The organism is Sorangium sp. So ce448 (genome assembly GCF_051520915.1).
Lineage (GTDB): Bacteria > Myxococcota_A > Polyangia > Polyangiales > Polyangiaceae > Sorangium > Sorangium cellulosum_B.
In genome coordinates this window covers 5,055,356-5,075,271 of record NZ_CP150343.1, presented here as the reverse complement: position 1 = coordinate 5,075,271, position 19,916 = coordinate 5,055,356, and the positions used below count along the sequence as shown (strand labels likewise).

The 19,916-nt window shown below is 71.7% G+C and carries 17 protein-coding genes; 10 read left to right on the top strand and 7 right to left on the bottom strand.

What is annotated here, in order from left to right:
- Positions 1–924: a hypothetical protein gene (locus WMF45_RS19050; protein WP_437718301.1), complete on the bottom strand. Its 924-nt coding sequence runs from the start codon at positions 922–924 to the stop codon at positions 1–3.
- Positions 925–1,083: 159 nt separating this feature from the next.
- Here WMF45_RS19050 and WMF45_RS19045 point away from each other — a divergent pair, with 159 nt between their 5' ends.
- Both WMF45_RS19045 and WMF45_RS19040 read left to right on the top strand, forming a co-directional pair.
- The gene (locus WMF45_RS19045; RefSeq protein ID WP_437718300.1) at positions 1,084–1,935 is read left to right on the top strand and encodes a DUF350 domain-containing protein; all 852 of its coding nucleotides are present in this window, start codon (positions 1,084–1,086) and stop codon (positions 1,933–1,935) included.
- Positions 1,932–3,176, top strand: coding sequence for a glutathionylspermidine synthase family protein (locus WMF45_RS19040; RefSeq protein WP_437718299.1), 1,245 nt, complete (start codon positions 1,932–1,934; stop codon positions 3,174–3,176). The genes WMF45_RS19045 and WMF45_RS19040 overlap by 4 nt, the downstream gene beginning before the upstream one ends.
- A 33-nt stretch (positions 3,177–3,209) precedes the next feature.
- On the opposite strand, the gene WMF45_RS19035 is transcribed toward WMF45_RS19040, so the two are convergent.
- The gene (locus WMF45_RS19035) at positions 3,210–3,779 is read right to left on the bottom strand and encodes an SgcJ/EcaC family oxidoreductase (protein ID WP_437718298.1); all 570 of its coding nucleotides are present in this window, start codon (positions 3,777–3,779) and stop codon (positions 3,210–3,212) included.
- 369 nt (positions 3,780–4,148) lie between these two features.
- Here WMF45_RS19035 and WMF45_RS19030 point away from each other — a divergent pair, with 369 nt between their 5' ends.
- Positions 4,149–4,874, top strand: a complete 726-nt coding sequence (locus WMF45_RS19030) for a hypothetical protein (protein WP_437718297.1) — start codon at positions 4,149–4,151, stop codon at positions 4,872–4,874.
- Here the strand turns inward: WMF45_RS19030 and WMF45_RS19025 are convergent, their stop codons facing one another.
- Complete coding sequence (locus tag WMF45_RS19025) at positions 4,875–6,539, bottom strand: NTP transferase domain-containing protein (RefSeq protein WP_437718296.1); 1,665 nt, start codon at positions 6,537–6,539, stop codon at positions 4,875–4,877.
- A 235-nt stretch (positions 6,540–6,774) separates the two neighbouring features.
- Here WMF45_RS19025 and WMF45_RS19020 point away from each other — a divergent pair, with 235 nt between their 5' ends.
- From WMF45_RS19020 to WMF45_RS19010, 3 genes are read left to right on the top strand one after another with little or no spacing between them, the layout of a single operon-like run.
- On the top strand, positions 6,775–7,236 hold the full coding sequence (locus tag WMF45_RS19020) for a (2Fe-2S)-binding protein (protein WP_437718295.1): 462 nt from the start codon (positions 6,775–6,777) through the stop codon (positions 7,234–7,236).
- Complete coding sequence (locus WMF45_RS19015) at positions 7,233–9,368, top strand: molybdopterin cofactor-binding domain-containing protein (RefSeq protein ID WP_437718294.1); 2,136 nt, start codon at positions 7,233–7,235, stop codon at positions 9,366–9,368. Before WMF45_RS19020 ends, WMF45_RS19015 begins: the two co-directional genes overlap by 4 nt.
- 9 nt (positions 9,369–9,377) lie before the next feature.
- Positions 9,378–9,971, top strand: a complete 594-nt coding sequence (locus WMF45_RS19010; protein ID WP_437718293.1) for a hypothetical protein — start codon at positions 9,378–9,380, stop codon at positions 9,969–9,971.
- A gap of 150 nt (positions 9,972–10,121) precedes the next feature.
- Here WMF45_RS19010 and WMF45_RS19005 read toward each other — a convergent pair whose 3' ends face one another.
- Both WMF45_RS19005 and WMF45_RS19000 read right to left on the bottom strand, forming a co-directional pair.
- Positions 10,122–10,862 carry a hypothetical protein gene (locus WMF45_RS19005; RefSeq protein WP_437718292.1) on the bottom strand — a complete coding sequence of 247 codons (741 nt, stop codon included), beginning with the start codon at positions 10,860–10,862 and terminating at the stop codon, positions 10,122–10,124.
- Between the two features lie 83 nt (positions 10,863–10,945).
- Entirely contained in the window at positions 10,946–11,710 is a 765-nt protein-coding gene (locus tag WMF45_RS19000; protein ID WP_437553398.1) for a zinc-dependent peptidase, read from the bottom strand.
- A 276-nt stretch (positions 11,711–11,986) separates the two neighbouring features.
- Between WMF45_RS19000 and WMF45_RS18995 the strand changes: the two genes are divergently transcribed.
- From WMF45_RS18995 to WMF45_RS18980, 4 genes are all read left to right on the top strand, one after another.
- Positions 11,987–13,027, top strand: a complete 1,041-nt coding sequence (locus tag WMF45_RS18995) for an AraC family transcriptional regulator (RefSeq protein WP_437718291.1) — start codon at positions 11,987–11,989, stop codon at positions 13,025–13,027.
- Positions 13,028–13,269: 242 nt separating this feature from the next.
- Complete coding sequence (locus WMF45_RS18990; RefSeq protein ID WP_437718290.1) at positions 13,270–13,920, top strand: DUF47 domain-containing protein; 651 nt, start codon at positions 13,270–13,272, stop codon at positions 13,918–13,920.
- Positions 13,921–13,930: 10 nt separating this feature from the next.
- On the top strand, positions 13,931–14,941 hold the full coding sequence (locus tag WMF45_RS18985; protein WP_437718289.1) for an anion permease: 1,011 nt from the start codon (positions 13,931–13,933) through the stop codon (positions 14,939–14,941).
- 68 nt (positions 14,942–15,009) lie between these two features.
- Entirely contained in the window at positions 15,010–15,594 is a 585-nt protein-coding gene (locus tag WMF45_RS18980; protein WP_437718288.1) for a hypothetical protein, read from the top strand.
- A 16-nt stretch (positions 15,595–15,610) separates the two neighbouring features.
- Here WMF45_RS18980 and WMF45_RS18975 read toward each other — a convergent pair whose 3' ends face one another.
- Both WMF45_RS18975 and WMF45_RS18970 read right to left on the bottom strand, forming a co-directional pair.
- Entirely contained in the window at positions 15,611–16,552 is a 942-nt protein-coding gene (locus tag WMF45_RS18975; protein WP_437718287.1) for a hypothetical protein, read from the bottom strand.
- Positions 16,553–16,643: 91 nt separating this feature from the next.
- Complete coding sequence (locus WMF45_RS18970) at positions 16,644–19,856, bottom strand: tetratricopeptide repeat protein (protein ID WP_437718286.1); 3,213 nt, start codon at positions 19,854–19,856, stop codon at positions 16,644–16,646.
- Between the last annotated feature and the right edge of the window lie 60 nt (positions 19,857–19,916).

The window sequence follows — 19,916 nt, the reverse complement described above, 5'->3', positions numbered from 1 at the left end:
TCACGCTGCGGCCTCCCCGGCGCCCTGCGGCGCGCGCTCGGCCTGCGCCGTTGGCGCGGGCGGCGCGAGCGGCGTGACATCGGCCGCCCTGGCCTGGTCGCGCCGGAGCGCCTCGATGAACTCCGGCGTGAAGGTGCCGTCGATGCGCACCGAGTACCTGAAGTACGGGTCCGCCTCGACACCGTGGTAATCGTGATCGTTGAACCAGTAGGCCCGGCCGGCGACCGCCGTCTTCCGCCGCGCCCGCTCGTCCCACAGGAACAGGCGCTTGTTGCCCGCGGGACAGAGCGTGATGAAGTGGTCGGGCTCGATGTCCGGCGCTCTCCCCTCCCCGTCGTGGTGCACCGTGCCGTGATCGTTGGCCTCGAGACCCATGATGTTGCAGCGCCCTATCGACGAGAACGGCAGGCGCTTCACGTAGGCGATCGTCCTCGGGAAGAACGACTTCGCCAGGCGGGTGAAGTCCTTGCCTTCACTCCGGCTCTTGTCGCCCCAATAGCGGTTCGGGATGAGCTCGACATAGACCTTCCAGGGGAAGTAGACCCCATGACGGAACTTGAGCCACAGCATCTGCCGCCGGGAGAGCGGGAACTCGCGCTCCTCGCCGAACTCGAGCGCGGCGCGCGCGGCGCGATCGATGGACGAAGGGTCGTCCGAGAGGCGTTGGAACGTGGCGAACTCCTCGTCGCCGAGGCCGCGGATCACCTCGCCGTAGTCGGCGAACGCCTCGCCGAGGCGCGACGGCGGCATGATGCCCATCGTGCGGTGGCTGCCGCCGGTGTAATCGATCGGCACCTGCGTGAGCCCGAGGCAGATCTCCTCGTGCATCTCGTCGAGCGGGGCGAGGTCGAGGTACGGCTCGAGATCGATATAGGGTCGCGCGAAGATGCCCTGGATGCCGGAGTCACAAGGAGGTTCGACCATGGGTCCGCCGCCGGAGCCGGGGCGTCACCACCCCGCAGGCCTACCCATATCACAAAGCCCGGGGCGCCCCGCAAACCCCGAAACAGGCCTGACCCTCGCGGCGGCGTGACGCGAGGCTTGGGCTTGTGAGGGCGCGGCGCGTTCTGTAGCGTGCGTCCCATGGATCTGTCCTACGTCATGGGGTTCGGGCTGGGCACCACGCTCGCTCTGCTCGCCCTGCTGCGCATCGGGCAGAGGGTCTTCTCACCGGCGCATACGGTCGCCCGCGATCTCACCGAGAGCAACGCCGCCCGCCGGCTGCTCACGGTGGGCCAGGTCCTCGCGGTGTTCCTCGTCGCCGCCAACGCCGTGAAGAACTGCCTCGAGGGGGAGGCCTTCGCGCGCGACCTCCTCTGGGTGAGCGCGTTCGCCGTCGTGGGCCTGCTCCTCGTGCTCGCGACCGGCCAGCTCGGGATCCGCCTTCTGCTCAGGGCGCGGCTCCCGGCCGAGATCGAGCGAGGCAACGCGGCCGCGGGGCTCGCCGCGGGCGCGCACTACGTGGCGACCGGGCTCATCACCTCGCGCGCGATCGCGGGCAAGGATCTCGGCGATCTCGCGATCTCCCTCGGCTTCTTCGTCCTCGCGCAGATCACGCTTCACGTGTTCATCTCGCTGTTCCGGGCGCTCACCACGTACGATGACGCCGAGCAGATCCAGGGAGAGAACCTCGCCGCCGCGCTGAGCTACGCCGGCGCCTCGATCGCGGTGGCGATCATCATCGCGCGGGCGCTGGAGGGCGACTTCGAGGGTCTCTTCATCTCGCTGAAGGGCTATGGCGGGGTGCTGCTCTATCTGTTCGCCCTCTACCCCGTGCGGCAGCTCCTTGTGCAGAGCGTGCTGCTCGGCGCGCCGCTCGCGCTGCGCGGCGGCCGCCTCGACGCGGGCATCGCGGCCGACCGCAACGAGGGGCTCGGCGCGCTCGAGGCGACCACCTACCTCGCGACCGCGATCGCCATCGCGCGCCTCCTATGACCTCCGCTGACGGCGCCTACGACGCCTTCGCCGCGAAGATCGTCGACACGGGCCTCATCACCGACCCCTGGTTCGACGGCGCCCCGCGCTTCCGCGAGGAGCCGGTGTTCGTCACGGCCGCCGAGCAGCGCGCCCTGTACCGCGCCGCCGAGGAGGTCGCGGCCGTCTACAACGAGCTTTGCCTGATCGTCGCGGACGAGCCGGCGCTGCTCGACGACTTCTTCTGTCTGACGCCCTGTCAGAAGGCGATGTGGCTCTCGTCACAGCCGCTGTGGCACGGCATCGCCCGCGCCGACGTCTTCCTGACGGACGAGGGCCCGGCGATCGCCGAGCTGAACTGCGACACGCCGACGGGCGAGGCGGAGGCGGTCGTGCTGAGCGCGCTCGCGGCGCCGGACCACCCGGGCGCGCGCGACCCCAACGGCGAGCTCGGCGCCCGGTTCTGCGCGATGGTGGACGAGGTCGCCCGCGCGCTCCTCGGCGAGGCCGCGACGCGGCGCCTCGGCTTCGTTTATCCGACGGAGTTCACCGAGGACCTCTCGGTCATCCGCCTCTACCAGCGCTGGCTCACGGAGCGCGGGTATTCCGTGCTCCTCGGCTCGCCGTACAACCTCGGCCACGACGATCGCGGCCTGTCGCTCTTCGACGTCCCCTTCTCGGTCCTCTTGCGCCATTACAAGACGGACTGGTGGGGAGAGCGCTCGAGCGTGTGGACCGACGAGCAGATCCCCGACGCCGAGCCGCTCGCCGGCCCGCTCGGCGCCGTGCTGTCCGCCGCGGCCGACGGGCGCGCCGCGGTCCTGAACCCGCTCGGCGCCGTGCTGCCGCAGAACAAGCGCTCGATGGCGTTCATGTGGGAGCACCTCCATCGCTTCTCGCCGCACGCGCAGTCGGTGATCCAGCGTCATGTCCCGGTGACGTCGCGGCTGGAGACGGTGCACCCCGAGCTGCTCCTCGCGCAGCGCGAGGAGTGGGTCCTCAAGAGCGATTACGGCGCCGAGGGAGAAGAGGTGATCCTCGGGCGCCACACCCCCGACGAGGTCTGGCGCGCGTCCCTGGCCAAGGCCCGGGAGGGGCGGTGGATCGCGCAGCGGTACTTCTCCGCCCTGGAGAACGCGCGACGCGAGTCGGTCAACTACGGGATCTACCTTATCGCCGGCGAGGCGTGCGGCATCTACGCGCGCGTCCAGGCCGGGATGACGGACGTGGCCGCGCTGAGCGCGCCGGCGCTCGTGCGGTAGGCGCGTTCGCGGGGCGGACGCGCCCGCGGGCGGCTACTGGGCGGGTCGGGCCTGCGCATCCATGGCGCGCACAGCGCGGAACGCGTCGGCCGTGGCCTGCGTGTTCTGCGTCGTCACGATCTGGAGCCGGTCCCCCGCGCGCCGCGCCACGTGCACAAGGATGCCCTGCATGTCGGGCACGGGCTGGCCATCCGGGGTGACGACGCCCGTCAGCTCCCATGCCCAGCGGACGACCGCGAGCTCCGGCGCGACGAAGCGTGTCTCGACACGCACGCTGGCGAGGCGGCTCTTTGCAAAGACGGTCTTGTGAATGCCGACGTGATTCGCTCGGATCTCCTCCCGCCCGTGCCACCACATCCCGAAGATGTTCACGAAATCGGCGTCCTCCGCTTGAAGCGCGGCGAACGCATCCATGTCGTGCCGGTTCCAGGCGTCGTTGAAGGCGGCGACGAGCTGCTCCCCCAGCGCCCGCTGCTCGCTGGCGTCGGGCGGCGCCGCCGCGATGGCCGGCGCTGGCGCCGCCGGCGCAACGGGCTGGGGCGTCGCGGGGGCGCACGCGAGGACCAGGAGCGGGAGCGCAGCCAGGGCGAGGGCTCTATGCATGGGACGCCACTTACTGCGAACCGGCGCGGGACGTCAACCGGCGGCGCGCTCGATCCTGGCTGCGTGTCAACCCGCTGTCCTCGCGGGCGGTAGAGCTGCCTCGATCCCGTGGAACAGGCATTGACCCGCTCGCACCGTCATCGAGGATCGGCGCTCGGCCGGATCGCCGGTTGCCAGCGGAGCCGCGGATAGGTACGTTTGGTTGTCCGCTGGGTCCGCTCCGCGCACTGCCCAGGATGCCTGAGGAACCCGCCCCAGGTTGGCATTCCTACGACCGGGGCGCGACGGCCCGGCGACCCAGGTTGACGGATGAGGAGAGAGATGCATCGATTTGCCTTCAGAACGTGCGGATACATAGCCACGAGTTGCTTGCTCACGCTCGTGGCTTGCGGTGACGACGAGGGCTCCGACGGGACGTCGACGTCGGGGAGCGGGGGCGCCGGCGCTTCAGGCGCGGCGGCCTCGACAGGCTCGGGCGGCGCCGGCGGGTCGGGTGAGGGAGGCGGGGGCGGCGGCGCGACGGGCTGTCCAGAGCTCGTTGGCCGCGTCCCCGTGCCGGAGCTCGGTCCGTGGATGTATGGGCCTCATCCCGGACCGTGCGCCCAGACGGACACGGAGACGGACACGGGACAGGAGATATCGTTCGTTTACGAATACGACGGCCAGCGTCTCGTCGGAGCGGTCGAGACGCTGGGCAGCGAAACCCACACACACACCTTCGACTACGAGGGCGAGCGCATGATCCGCATGACCCGGACCGGCGCGGCCGACACCCGTGTCCTCGAGATCGACTACAACGACGATGCGCGGGCGATCACCTACGGGAACGACGACTACTTCGTCCGATACGACCGCGATGACCAGGGGCGCCCCGCTCAGCTGACGTTCGACCGCTTCTCGGATGATCTGCCGACCATCACGACGGAGATCGTCTACGAGGGTTGTCGTCTCCTCCGCCGGGAGCAGGGGGTGAACCCGCTCGACGGCACGCCCAGCGCATCGATCCCGGCCTTCACCTACGTCTTCGACGGCGATCTGCTGGTCGAGCGCCTCGGGGACACGTCGCGCACGGTTTACGACTACAGCTGCTGGTGATCAGCTCGGCGGGTTCGCCGGCGCGTGGCCGCCGAGCGCGCGCACGTCGTCGGCCGTATCGACGTCGATCGCCCCGCCCGCCCAGTCGATCGCCGCGACGTCCTCGACGCGCAGCAGGCGGGCGGCGCCCTGGTCGCCCTGGAGGCGCGAGAGCGCGTCCCAGCGAGATCGGTCGAACACCGCCGGTGCGCCGACGACGCCGCCGAACCGCGACGCGGCGATCGGCGCGCCCGCGAGCCAGGCGTCCCGCAGCGCGGTGAGGTGCTCGACCGTGAGCAGGGGCTGATCCGCGAGCGCGATCAGGAGCGCGTCGGCCTTCGAGGCCTCCGCCCACCGGACCGCGGCGCGGACCGAGGAGGCGATGCCCTCTTCCCAGCCGTCGTTCGCGATGTGCGCGACCTCCAGATCGCCGAGCGCGCGCGCGACCGCGCCGGCGCTGGCGCCGAGCACGACGCCGACCGGCCCGGAACGCGCCTCGACGCACGTGGTCGCCACGCGCCGGACGAGCGGCGCGCCGTCGAGCTCGACGAGCTGCTTGGGGCGACCGAGGCGACGTGAGCCGCCGGCGGCGAGCACGGCCAGCGCCACGCGCGCGTGCAGAGGCCGGGCGCGGGCGCGGAGCTTTCCCCCCTGTGCCCGGCGCGCGACGGCCTGGAGCTCGCCCACGATCGAGAGCGCGATCTGCTCGGGCGTCTCGGCGCCGAGATCCAGGCCGATCGGCGCGTGGATCCGCGGATCGTCGCCGCGGTGGCCGATCTCGGCGAGGAGATCGCGCGTGCGGCGCGCGGGCCCGAGCACGCCGATGTAGCGGGCGCGCGACGCGAGGGCCACGGCGAGCGCGTCGCGATCCGGCGTGACCTGATGGTGCATGATCACGACGTACGGCTCGGCCGCGGCGTCGATGAGCGCGCGGAGGCGATCGGCGTCGCCGCCCGTCGAGACGACGCGATCCGCGGCGCGGAACCGGGACGCCTGGCGGATCGTCGGACCGGCGACCGTCACCCGGAACCCGACCGACGTCGCGAGCGTGACGATGGACACCGCGTCGTGCCCGCCCCCGAGCACGAAGAGCTGCGGCGACGGCGCGATCTTCTCGACGAGCACGGAGATCCCCGGCCCGTCGAGCTCCACGACGCCGGCCGGCCCCCGCGCCGCGGCCTCGATCGCGGAGCGCGCGTCCGGATCGGTCACCGGGTGCGCGAGCGCGCACGGCGGACCGAACGCGAGGCGCGCGCCGACCCGGACCGCGCCGGCCGTCGAGCGGATCACCGTGACCAGCGTGCCGGCGGTCTCCTCGGCGAAGCAGGCGGCGGCGAACGCGAGCGCGTCGTGGGTCGCGCCGGCCGCGACGTGCTCGAGCAGGACATCGACGACGCCGTTGCAGCCGAGCCCCACGCCCCACGTCTCCCCGTCTTCGGTGGTCGAGTCGTACGTCACCACCACGGCGCCATCGCGGCACCGGTGCTCTCCGCGGAGCATCACGTCGCCCTCGAGGCAGCCGCCGCTCACACACCCGGATACCCAGCGTTCGCCGGAGACCAGCATCCGCGCGCCGGGACGCCGGTACGACGACCCCGACACCCGCACGACCGTCGCGAGGAGAAACGGTGACCGCTCTGCCACCAATGTCGCCGCTTCGCGCACGATCCGCTCAAGCTCGTTCATGCGCCCGGCATCATTCACCCTTCGTGACGCGCCCGCCAGGGCGTTCGTCGTCGATGGCGACGCTGGTGACGCTGGTGACCGCTCGCCCTCCACGCCGCTCGACCGCTCGCGGTCGAAGGTGCGAGCGTGACAGAGCGCCGGCGAGCCCTGGGCCGATGGCCGATGGTGAAGAAATGATAAGAACATGTGCAGTCGCTTGACGGCGCGCCGGCCCAAAAGTATGGCGTGAACGGCCATGAAGCTCGATGTCAACGGCGTTGTTCGTGACGTGGATGCCAGTCCGGAGATGCCCCTGCTCTGGGTGCTCCGCGATCTGCTGGGATTGACCGGCACAAAATACGGCTGTGGCATGGCCCAGTGCGGCGCCTGCACGGTCCATATCGACGGCAAACCCGCGCGGTCGTGCGTCCTGCCGGTGTCGAGCGTCGGCACGCGCAAGGTGACGACGATCGAGGGCCTGTCGCCCGACGGGTCGCACGCGGTGCAGCAGGCCTGGGCGCAGGCCGACGTCGTCCAGTGCGGGTACTGCCAGTCCGGCCAGATCATGACCGCGGTCGCCTTGCTCGAGCAGAAGCCTGATCCGAGCGACGCCGACATCGACGCTGCGCTGTCCGGCAATGTGTGTCGCTGCGGGACGTACGTTCGCGTACGCGAGGCGGTGATCCTCGCGTCGAGGCTCAAGCGAGGTGGCAAGTGACCGTCTCCCGGCGTGACTTTTTGCAAGCGACCGCGGGCTCGGCGGCGGGGCTGCTGATCAGCTTCTACGTGCCGCAGGGGGTCCGCGCCGCGCCGAAAGCGGCGCAGCCGCCGCCGCTCTCGCCGAACGCGTTCGTCCGCGTCGGCACCGACGAGTCCGTGACCGTGGTGCTCGCGCACTCCGAGATGGGCCAGGGCATCTGGACCGGGCTCGCGATGCTGATCGCCGAGGAGCTCGAGTGCGACTGGTCGAAGGTGCGGTCCGAGCACGCGCCGGCCGCGCCGGTCTACGGCCATCCGGCGTTGCAGTTCCAGATGACCGGGGGGTCGACGACGACGAACAGCGAGTTCGAGCGCTATCGCACCGTCGGCGCGATGGCGAAGGACATGCTGCTGCGCGCGGCGGCCGCCCGGTGGAAGGTCTCGCCCGCGGCGTGCACGGCCGCGAACGGCGTCGTCACCCACGGCAAGGACAAGCTGACCTTTGGCCAGCTCGCCGAGGAGGCGATGAAGCTCGCCCCGCCGGCGAAGGTGAAGCTGAAGGACCCCAAGGACTGGAAGCTGATCGGCACCCTCGTGCGCCGCATCGACACGCCGGAGAAGATCACGGGCAAGGCGCAGTTCGGGCTCGACGTGCACTTCCCCGGGCTCCGCACCGCCGTGGTGCTCCGCCCGCCGGCGTTCGGCGCCAAGCTCGTCAAGTTCGACGCCGCCGACGCCCTCAAGGTGCCCGGCGTCGAGAAGGTCGTCCCCACCGCGAACGGCGTCGCCGTCGTCGCCGCGCATTTCTGGGCCGCCAAGCTCGGGCGCGACGCGCTCCGCGCCGAGTGGGCGCAGCCCGAGGGCGGCGGGGCCGACAGCGCCAAGCTGCTCGCCGAGTTCCACGCGAAGGCGCGGACGCCCGGCACCGTCGCCGCCAGCGTCGGCAAGGTGGAAGACGCGCTCGCCGCGGCCAAATCCCGGCTCGAGGCGGAGTACGACGTGCCCTACCTCGCGCACGCGCCGATGGAGCCGCTCAACTGTACGGTCAAGATCGACGGCGATCGCTGCGAGATCTGGACCGGCACGCAGTTCCAGACCGGCGACCAGATGGCCGCGGCGAAGATCCTCGGCACGACGCCCGACAAGGTCCAGATCCACACGACCTTCCTCGGCGGCGGCTTCGGGCGGCGCGCCAGCCCCATGGCCGATTTCGTCGGGGAGGCCGTGATCGTCGCGAAGGCCGCCGGCGTGCCGGTGAAGGTCGTGTGGACGCGCGAGGACGACATGCGCGGCGGCTTTTACCGCCCCGCCTTCGTCCACCGGATCCAGGTCGGCGTCGACGCGCGCGGGCTGCCGGCGGCGTGGGATCAGGTGGTCGTGGGCCAGTCGATCGTCGCCGGCACGCCGCTCGAGTCGTTCGTCACGAGGAACGGCGTCGACTTGACCTCGGTGGAAGGGATCGCCGAGTCGCCCTATGTCGAGCGGACACCCGCGCTCCGCGTGTCGCTGCACTCACCGAGGACGCCGGTCACCGTGCTGTGGTGGCGCTCGGTCGGCAACACCCACACCGCCTTCGCGGTGGAGAGCATGGTGGACGAGCTGGCGCACGCCGCGGGGCAGGATCCGCTCGCGTACCGCCTCGAGCTGCTCAAGGACAAGCCGCGGCACGCGAACGCGCTGAAGGTCGCCGCCGAGAAGGCCGGCTGGGGCACCGCGCCCGCGCCGGGACGGGCGCGGGGGCTCGCGATGCACGAGTCGTTCGGCTCCATCATCGCCGAGGTCGCCGAGGTCTCGATCGAGAAGGGGCGCATCCGCGTCCACTCGGTCACCTGCAGCGTCGATTGCGGTACGGCGGTGAACCCGCTCGGCATCGAGGCGCAGATCCAGGGCAGCGTCGCCTTCGGCCTCACGGCCGCGCTCTACGGCAAGATCAACATCGCCGAGGGGAAGGTCCAGGAGAGCAACTTCCACGACTATCCCATGCTCCGGATGTTCGACATGCCGCGCATCGCCGTCCATCTCATCCCGAGCAAGGCCAAGATGGGCGGCATCGGGGAGCCCGCCACCGCGCCGATCGCGCCGGCCGTGGCAAACGCAGTGTTCGCGCTGACCAAGCAGCGGCTGCGCTCCCTTCCGTTTCGCCTCGCGTAGGAACTGACCATGATCCGATCCTCTCTTGTCCTCGCCTCTCTCCTCGCCGCGTGCGGGGGACAGACGCCCGGGGCCTCGCCGGCGCCCTCGCCGTCGCCGGTCAGCCGCGAGACCGCCCTCGCCGCGTTCGAGACCGTGCGCGGCGTGCTCCAGCACCCGCGCTGTCAGAACTGTCACCCAGCCGGCGACGTGCCGCTCCAGGGCGACGAGGGCCGCCTGCACACGCAGTTCGTGCTGCGCGGCCCCACGGGCCACGGCATGCCAGGCGCGGAGTGCACGACGTGCCACGGGCCGACCAACCCGCCGAACAGCTTTGGCACGCACGTGCCGCCGGGCGTCTCGAAGGGCTGGCACATGCCGCCGCCCGAGATGCCGATGGTGTTCGTCGGTGTCGCCCCGGGCGCCCTGTGCGAGCAGATCAAGGATCCGAAGCGCAATGGCGGCAAGGACATGGCGGCATTGCGCGTCCACCTCGAGGATCCCCTCGTGACCTGGGGCTGGAACCCTGGCGCTGGCCGCACGCCCATCCCGACGCCGTACGCCGAGTTCGTCGCTGCATGGGAGACCTGGGCCCGCGCCGGCGCCCCCTGCCCGGGTGGATGATCGACGGCCACGCGCTTCGCCGCCGGGCGGCGCCTGCTCTATGATGCGGCGCATGGGGTCGTGTCCCGCCTCGGCCTTCGGTCCGTGTCGGCGCGCCGGCGGCGCGCGACGCCCCTTGGCCCTTGACGCCCTTGCCGACGAGGGCGGGCGTCAGTCGACGCTGACGCTGGTCACGGCGGTCCAGTCGTTGCGGCCGTCGGCCGAGACGAAGTGGAAGCGAAGCGTGTCCTCGTGGCGAGCGGTCGAGACGACGGCCGCGCAGGCGCCGACGAAGTCGTCCTCGCGGCAGGTGTCGCGGAGATCGCCGCCGTCGTCGAGCACGCCGACGCGGACCGGGGCCGCGTTCTCCCGCAGGTACGGGGCAGCGATGAGCTCGGCCGGGGCCAGCGGTGCGGGGACGGGCGCGTCGAGGTCCCAGAGGCGAAGGTGCTTTGCGTCGGTGAGGTGGGCGTAGAGCCGCTCGACTTCCTTGCCGGCGTCCTCCTCGACGGCGAGGGCGAGAAGCAGGACGCGGTCGCCCTCGCGGGCGCGAGCGCGGGCCTTGAACGAGAGCGGTGCGCGCAGCGTGACGACGGCGGGGAAGCGGCCCTCCGGCGGGCGGAAGCGGACCAGGGTGCGGCCCAGCGGACGAGGAGGCGTGAGCCCCGCCGTGCCGCTCGGGTCATGGGGAACGAGGAGGTAGGCGGCGAGGAGGAGAACAGGCTCGGGCGCGCCGCGGAGGAGGCCGTCGTGACCGCAAGCGAGCTCGAGGGCGGTGATGTCCAGGCGAAGGCGGAAGGAGCGCACGCGCTTCGCGGGCAGCGTGGCGGCCGCAGGCGACGCGGGAGACGCCGGTCGAGGAGCGGAGGACGCGCCGCCGTTGCGGGACCTGCCTTTGCGCTTTCGGGCCATCGGGGAGCCGGGAGATACCACGACCGGCGGCGCTCGGGCGATCGGCCCGCGCGCGGCGGCGGCGCCGAGAGCGGGCGGCGCCGCTACCGGCCGGCCGGGTCCTGACAGTAGAACGCCTTCAGCTGCTCGTAGAGCTCCGGGTGCTTCGCCCTGAGCTTCCGTGGCTTCTCGAAGAAGGCCTCGGTGACGACGGCGAAGAACTCGGCCGGGTTCGTCGCGCCGTACGGGTCGATCACCGTGCGCTTGAGGCTCGCCTCGTCGCGGAGGAGGCGCTCGTACTCGCGGCCGAGGATGCGCGCCCACGCCGCGTACATCGAGCGCTCGGGCAGCTCGGGCGCGCCGTCGGCGGGGCCTTCCTCCTGGTCGAGCTGGTGCGCGAACTCGTGGAGCACGAGGTTGTGACCGTCGCTCATGTCCGCCGCGCCCGCGAGCACGCCGTCCCACGCGAGCACGACCGACCCCCGCGACCACGACTCTCCGAGCCGCGCGTGATCGCCCTCGACGACGACGCCCCCCTCCCGCACCTCCCGGCCGCGGGCCACGTAGGTGCTCGGGTAAACGAGGACGACCTCGAGCTCAGGGTAGTAGTCGGTCTCGCGGTGCAAGAGGAGGAGGCACGCCTGCGCCGCCACCGTGACCCGGATCTCGTCGGTGATCTCCAGGCCGCCGCACCCCTCGAACGGCTTCTCGTCCAGAAAGACCTGGATATGCCCGAGGAGCTCCTGCTGGTCCTCGGCCGGAAGGCGGCCGAAGCAGGGCACGTTCCGGTCGAGGATCTCGCGCCACGCGGGCGGAAAGGGCTCGCGTCGGACGGCGTCGCGCCGCCGCTTCCTGAGAAAGGCCAGCATCGACGACCACCTTACCCGCTCGCGTGGCGCTGTCGGAAGAGCGGTGAGCGGCCCCCGCGGAGTGCCCGTGCCGCAGCAGCGGATCACCACCGGCTGCTGCCATGGCAGCAACGAGGGGCCACGGCGCCGCCCTGAGACACGACGCGTGATTCGCGGCTGCGCTGTGCGCTCCCGCGATCTCGATCTGCAGAATGTGCAAGCCGTGAGCCAAGGGCGGGCCAGGCGGAACGCCGCTTGACGCCGCAGCCCCTCCCAGAAACCCTGGGCTCCTCCTCCGTGACCCCGCGCCCCGCGACCCAGCCGGCCACGGTCTTCGCGCAGGCGCTCGGCATCGCGGTCGTGACCGCCTCGCAGCGCGACGGCATCGCGCCGGCCGAGGTGTGCGCGCGCGTCAGCGTCGACCCTGCGGTGCTCGGCCGCCCCGACGCGCGGGTGACGCACGACGAGCTCTGCCGCGCGTGGGCCGCGTTCTCGGCTGCGGACGAGTCGTTCGGCCTGCGCGCCGCGGTGCTCGTCGACGCCGCGCCTCAGTCGCTCGTCGAGTACACGTTCGCGAGCGCGGGCGACGTGCGCGGCGCGGTGCGGGCGTTCCTGCGCTTCCAGCGGCTCATCCACGACGCCGCCGCGCACACGTTCGAGGAGGGGCCGGACCACGTGACGTTCCGCTTCGCGCTCGCGCCCGGCCACACGGCCCCGAGCGCGGTGTGGGACTACCTCGCGGCGACCACCGTCCTGCGCTTCCGGCGCGCCGCGACGCCCCCCCGCGAGCCCACGGTCGTCCGCCTCGTGCGCCCGCCGCCCGCGGACGGCGCGCTCGCGCGCAGCGTCTTCCGCGCGCCCATCCGCTACGGCGAGCCGCGCGCCGAGGTCGAGTACCCGAGGGCGCTCCTCGACGCGCGGATGAGCACCACCGATCCGATGCTCTACGCGCTCCTCGCCCAGCAGCTCGAGCGCGCGCTCGGCCTGCCCGCGGGCGAGCACCGCGTGCTGCCGCGCGCCGAGGAGGACGTGCTCGCGCGCGTGCGGCGCGAGCTGCGCACGGCGATCCCGCAGGGCGAGGCCACGCTCGACCACGTCGCGCGCGCCGTCGGCCAGAGCGCGCGCAGCCTCCAGCGCCGCCTGTCCGAGCGCGGGACGAGCTTCCAGGCGATCGTCGTCGACGCGCGGCGCGCGATGGCCGAGGAGCTCCTCGCGGCGCACCGCGCGACCGTGACCGAGGCGGCGTTCGCTGTCGGGTTCACCGACGTCGCCGCGTTCACCCGCGCGTTCAAGCGCTGGACCGGCGTGCCGCCCGGCGCGTGGTCCCGCCGCCGCTGAGCTGCTCCGGCGTGGGCGCGGCGTCGAGCCCCACCGGCGGCGCAGGCCCCGAACCACCGCAACCGCCGACGTTCCTCCTCGAGACGCCCGTGACCACGGACACGAGGGTAAATTTTTCTTACCCCCCTACACAGAGCTTCGATAAGACCTTACACAGCCGCCGCGGCGGCTGCCCGGCGCGAAGCGCCCCATCGAGCGTCACGCGCTCGTGCTAGGATGCGCCCGCCCGCCAAGAAAGGTGCATGATGTGGCTCGATCGGGTCATCAAATCGCTCTTACCTCGTGAAGAGCACTTCTTCGACTTGCTCGAGCGGGGCGCCGACTGCGCGCTGCAGAGCGCCAACGTCCTCTCGGAGTGCTGCAGCGCCCGGAGCGCCAGCGAGAGGCAAGCCCTGGTCTCGCGGATCACCGACGTCGAGCACGCAGCCGACGCGGTGATCCGCGACGTCTACGACGCTCTCAACAAGACGTTTGTCACGCCGCTCGATCGCTCCGACATCTACGCCCTGGCGACGGATCTCGAGAACGTCTCGGATCGCGTCCACTCCACGATGATGCGGGTCGTGGTCCACGCCATGGAGGATCTCCCGCCGGCGAGCCAGGTGCTCGCCGCCAAGATCCTGGAAGGGTGCTCCGAGATTCACAGCGCCGTCAAGCTGCTCCGGGGGATGAAGCGGGTGTCGGAGATCAACCGGCATTGCAAGGCCATCGCCAAGCTCGAGCACGACGGCGATCAGATATTCCGCTCGGCGATCGTCGAGCTCTTCAACACCGAGAAGGACGCCATCCACCTCATCAAGCACAAGGAGTTCCTCGAGGGGCTCGAGAACACTCTGGACGCCTGCGATGACGTCGCCAACGCGCTGGAGGCGCTGGTGATCAAGAACGCCTGAGGGGCGCGCCATGAACACTCTCCTCGTCACGCTGACCCTCGTGATCGTGGTCGCGCTCGTCTTCGACTACATCAACGGCTTCCACGACACGGCCAACGCCATCGCCACGGTGGTGAGCACCGGAGTCCTCCCCATCCGCACCGCCGTGCTGCTCGCGGCGCTGTTCAATTTCGGGGGCGCGCTCACCGGCACCGCGGTGGCGAGCACCATCGGAAAAGGCCTTATCGTCCCTTCGGCGGTGACCCAGGTGGTGGTGCTCAGCGCCCTCGTGGGCGCGATCTTCTGGAACCTCTTCACCTGGTATTTCGGTATCCCGTCGTCGTCGTCTCACGCCCTCGTTGGCGGGCTCGTGGGCGCGGGCGCCGGGCGGGCGGGCACCGCGGCCGTGCAGGGGGCGGGGCTCTTGAAGGTTGTCAAGAGCCTGATCATCAGCCCCGTCGTGGGCTTCGTGATCTCCTTCCTCGGGATGATCGCCATCTTCTGGATCGTCCGGCGCACCCGGCCGGCGGTGGTCAATCGGCGCTTCCGGATCCTGCAGATGGTCTCCGCGGGCTTCATGGCGCTCTCGCACGGGAGCAACGACGCCCAGAAGACCATGGGCATCATCACGATGGCGCTCGTCGCGTACGGCGCGATCCCCGCGGGCCACGGCGACTTCCACGTGCCGCTCTGGGTGGTCTTCGCCTGCGCGACCGCCATGGCCCTCGGCACGGCGGCGGGCGGGGTGCGGATCATCAAGACCATGGGCACCAAGATCATCGACCTCAAGCCGATTCATGGCTTCGCCGCCGAGACCAGCGCGGCAGCGACCATCCTGACCTCGTCGTTCCTGGGGATGCCTGTGTCGACGACCCACGTGATCACCGGCTGCATCATGGGCGCGGGCGCGAGCCAGCGGGTGAGCGCGGTGCGCTGGGGCGTGACCACGCGCATCCTCTGGGCGTGGGTGCTCACGATCCCGGTGAGCGCCGTCGTGGCCTGGGCCTGCTACCTCGGGCTCTCGTCGATCCTCGGCGGTTGAGCGTCGACACGCCGCGCCGCGCTGACCGCTGACCCCTGACAGCTGACCGCTTCCCAAGGAGGCCCTCCGTGCACCGTCGCCATGCGCTCTGGATCTTCATGCTCTGCCTGGCTCCCCTGCTCGCCGCGTGCGGGCACCCCTGGAAGACCATGCGTGAAGCGGTGCCGAACCCGTTTTACAGCCAGCGGCGCTTCGCGGTCGTCCCGATCGTCTTCTACGGCCTCCAGGTCGGCGACGGCTCCGAGGCCGACTGGATGGCGGAGAAAGACGCCGAGCAGCAGCAGAGCTGGCAGGAGGACAAGGCGGCGATGAACGAGGAGTTCACCGAGGCGCTGATCGCGACGGCGGCGTCGGAGGGCGTCGCCATCGTCAGGGCGAGGAGCGCAGCCGACGCGCCGTTCTTTCTCCGCGCGAACGTGACGTTCTACGAGCCCGGCGTCTTCGCGGTCGTGATCAACAAGAAGACACGCCTCAAGGCGATGGTGCAGCTCACCGATCCGGCCGGGGGCGTGTTCGACGAGTTCTTGATCGACACCGCGGTGCCAGCCTCGTTGACCAACCCATCGAGCGGAGGGCGCGCGCGGACCGCCGCGAGCCAGCTCGGGAAGCTCGCCGCGAGGTACATCATCCATCGCGTCCAGGGCGAGGACTGAGCGCCGCGCGGCGCGGTCAGCGCGCGATCTGCGCGAGCGCCGCCTCGGCCGACGCCGCGGCGAGCCCCAGCTCCGTCGCTCCGTAGCGCGCGAGCGCCCGGCGGTCTGCCGGCGAGAGCGGCCGCGCCCGGAGCGCCTTCGCAGCCGCGGCGGCGCCCTCACCGCAGGACGCGGGCACGCTCGATCCGTAGCGCAGCGCCCGGTGCGTCCGGATCATCGCGAGCACGTCGAGCGACGCGCCCGCGTAGTGCGCCACCTGATCGAGCAGGAACGTCGCCAGGGGCCGCGGCACGGGCACGCTGTCGAGCGCGTCGGTCGGGCGGAGCTCGTAGACGACACGCTGCTTCGACGGCAGGAACGTGGTCTGGTCGAACGTCGCGTCGCACGAGAGGAAGATCTGCGACGTCGGGACCAGCACGCGGACGGACGGGGCCACGTCCCACGCGGCGATCGTGTGGTTCCACGTCGGCCAGAAGAGGCCGACCCCGCGGACGTCGAGCCGGCGCGCGAGCCCGGCGAAGAGCGCCGAGAGCTCGTCGCACTCCGCCGTCGCCGAGGGCCCGGCCGACGACGCGAGCGGAGGGCTCTGCCTCCATGCGGCCCAGATGTGCCAGGCGGTCGGGTTGCGATCGGTGATGCTCCAGCGCAGCCGGAACGGACCGCCGTCGCGCGTCATCTCGAAGAGCGTCCGGACGCGCACGTAGTCGCGGACCCGCCCGCCGCCGCACTCGAGCCCGTGCTCCGCGCAGAAGCGCTCGGCGTCGGGGCGCCGCGCCTCGGCGGCGCACGCGTCGATGCGCTCGCCGAGGCGGGCGGCGAAGTCGCGCATCGGCAGCGCGTCCGGGAGCGCCTGGCTCTCGGTGGCGGCGCAGGTCTCGGCGCGCGCGGGGGCGGCGGGGGCGGCCAGCGCGAGCGCGAGCAGGTGATGCGGTCCGGGGGGTGAGCGGCGGTTCGGCATCCCCCTTCATCGCGCGGCGGGGGCAGAGTGTGACCGGATGAGGTCACGGCCGGGCGCCCGCCCTCGGCGCGCGCTCCGCCGTCGCGGGTGCTCATCCGAGGTGACCAGGCAAGGTTCGGTCTGCGTCCACGTCGAAGTCGAGCGGTTCGAGGCTGCTCGACCCGCTGCGCGCAGCTTCGACATCCCGAGGCTGACCGGCGCTGTCAGACGCCGAGATGAGGGCAAGGTGACGAAGGATCCCGCTGATCGAGTAGGGATCCGGGATTCGCTGGTACAGGGCGAGCGACTGCTTGTAATGAGCGCGGGCAGCGTTGGCATCGCTGCGAGCCAGGGCGATGTCTCCAAGACGCGTGATGCAATTGGCCTCACCGAGCACATCGCCGATCTGCCGGTAGAGCGGCAGCGCCTGGTCGTAGCGCGCCCTCGCCCCCTCGTGCTGCGAGCGCGCCAGCGCGACGGCGCCGAGGCTCATGATGCAGTTCGCCTCGCCGCGCACGTTTCCCACCTGCTGATAGAGCGGCAGCGCCTGGTCGTAGCGCGCCCTCGCCTCCTCATGTCGCGAGCGCGCCAGCGCGATGTCCCCGAGGCCCTGGATGCAGTTGGCCTCACCGAGCACATTCCTCACGTGCCGGTAGAGCGGCAGGGCCTCGTCGTAGCGCGCCCGCGCCTCCTCGTGCTGCGAGCGCGCCAGCGCGATATCCCCGAGACGCTTGATGCAGTTGGCCTGGCTCAGCACGGCGCCCACCTGCTGGTAGAGCGGCAGCGACTGGTCGTAGCGCGCCCTCGCCTCCTCGTGCTGCGAGCGCGCCAGCGCGATGTCCCCGAGACGCTTGATGCAGTTGGCCTCGCCGAGCACATCGCCCACCTGCTGGTAGAGCGGCAGCGCCTGGTCGTAGCGCGCCCTCGCCTCCTCGTGCTGCGAGCGCGCCAGCGCGATGTCCCCGAGGCCCTGGATGCAGTTGGCCTCGCCGAGCACATCGCCCACCTTCTGATAGAGCGGCAGCGCCTGGTCGTAGCGCGCCCTCGCCTCCTCGTGCTGCGAGCGCGCCAGCGCGATGTCCCCGAGGCTCCGGATGCAGTTGGCCTCGCCGAGCAGGTCGAGCAGATTGCCGGCCTGGCCGTAGAGCGGCAGCGCCTGGTCGTAGTACGCCCTCGCCTCCTCGTGCTGCGAGCGCGCCAGCGCGATGTGTCCGAGGCTCTGGATGCAGTTGGCCTCGCCGAGCACATGCCCCACCTGCCGGTAGAGCGGCAGCGCCTGGTCGTAGCGCGCCCTCGCCTCCTCGTGCTGCGAGCGCGCCCGCGCGATGTCCCCGAGGCTCCGGATGCAGTTGGCCTCGCCGAGCGCATGCCCCACCTGCCGGTAGAGCGGCAGCGCCTGGTCATAGCGCGCCCTCGCCTCCTCGTGCTGCGAGCGCGCCCGCGCGATGTCCCCGAGGCTCTTGATGCAGTTGGCCTCGCCGAGCACATACCCCACCTGCCGGTAGAGCGGCAGCGCCTGCTCGTAGCGCGCCCTCGCCTCCTCGTGCTGCGAGCGCGCCCGCGCGATGTCCCCGAGGCTCTCGATGCATGTCGCCTCTCGCCGCCTGTCGCCGGCGCGCCGCGCCACCTCGAGCGCTCGCCCGAGGGACAACGGCACCGTGTTCCCGGAGAAACGCGCGAAGCGGGTCAATGCTACCGCCGCATCCATCCATCGCTCCGTACCGGCCTGCTCGAGCCCGCACCGGATCATCGCGTCCACGTTCGCCGTCTCCGCCGCGAGCCGCACCGCGGCCTCCGCGCCGCTGGTCCTCCCTGGCACCGGACCGAGCGTGCGCGCCAGCTCGCCGTAGTGCTCCATCGCTCGCCCGAGATCCTCGACGGACGGCTGAACTACCTCCTTCACGTACTCGCGCACGGGCGAGAGCATCTTCAGCCGGCCGCCCTCGAAATAGGCCAGACCCACCTGCGCCAGCGCGCGCGCCGCTGCCGGTCCCGCGCCTGGCTGCAGCGCCGCGAGATCCCGCTGCGCGATCCCGTCCGGGAGCAACGCGAGGACCGACAGCAGGCGGCCCGCCCCAGCCGTCATCCTTGGAGACCCGAGCGATAGTTCCAGCGAGGCCTTCCAGCTCCGGAGCCGGTTGCGCGCTCCGCTGTCGCGCTCCAGCACCGCCGTCCGGCGCGCCTCCCACTCCTCTTGCAGGTTGATCAGGTCGTTGCCTTGGGCCGCGTGCGCGAGCAACGCGATCGCCAGCGGAACACCCTGCTGCAGCGAAAGGAGCGCCGAGAGCGCCGGCTTGCCCCGGTGCACCTCGCCCGCGATCGCGCAGAACATCTCCTCGGCCTCGGCCGCGTTGAGCGGCCGGAGCTCCAGCGGAGGGGCCCAAGCGACCCGGCCGGGGCGGCCCGCGCCCCGCACGGACACCACGAGGGCCAGCTCCGGCAGCGCCGCGAGCTCCGCGAGCAGCGCTTCGGTCCCGGCCTGATCCTCGCCGTCCCAGGGGGTCTCCAGGTTGTCGAGCACGAGCACCGCGGGCTCCGCGGCGAGAAACGACAGCGCTCGCTGCCAGACATCCGGTCCAGAGGCGACGCGCAGCGCGGCGGCGAGCGCTGCGGTAGCCGCCTCCGCGTCCGGCGCGGCGTCGAGCGGCACGAAGAAGCGCCGCTCCCCGTAATGGGCCACGATCCAGGGCTGGTGCAGGACCGCCAGGCTGACCGTGCTCTTGCCGATCCCCGCTGGTCCGAGGAGCAGTATGCGCTCGGGCGGCTCACGCAGGAGCGCCGCGCCGAGGGTCTCGACGACGGCGTCGCGGCCGATGCACCGCTCGGCTCGCGGCAGCCCCGCTGCCAGCGTGCGCCGGCCGCCGGCGGAAGGCCGCCGAGCGACGACGCCCTCGGCCACCGCGCGCAGGCCCCGCGCGATCTCCGTCCAGGCCTGATTCCGGTCCGGAAAGGCGCCGACCGGCGCTTGCCTGGGCAGCGGGATGAGCTTGCCGAATTCGGTCCATTCCCAGGTGCAGTGCTGGACGAGCACCGGCACGACCTCGACCTCGCCCGCAGCGCGCCGGGCCAGCGCTCGCGCGGCCTCTTCGTGGACGTGGCGATCCGACGCCAGGAACGCAGGGCTCACCAGCAGCACCACGACCTCCGCCGCCTCGAGCCTCGCCAGCCCCTCGGTCGCCGGCTCTCCGCCGGCGTGGACCCGGCCGTCGTGCCAGACCTCGACGACCCTCTGCCGTTCCAGGGGCTTCAGGTGGGCCACGAGCTCCGCACAGAGCGCGGCGTCCGCGGCGGCAGAGGAGAGGAACAGACGAACGGGTGCCGACATTGCGCGCAGGGCTGCGGCCTGCGCTGGCGAGCTTACGGAGTTCGCGGTGAGCTGAATAGG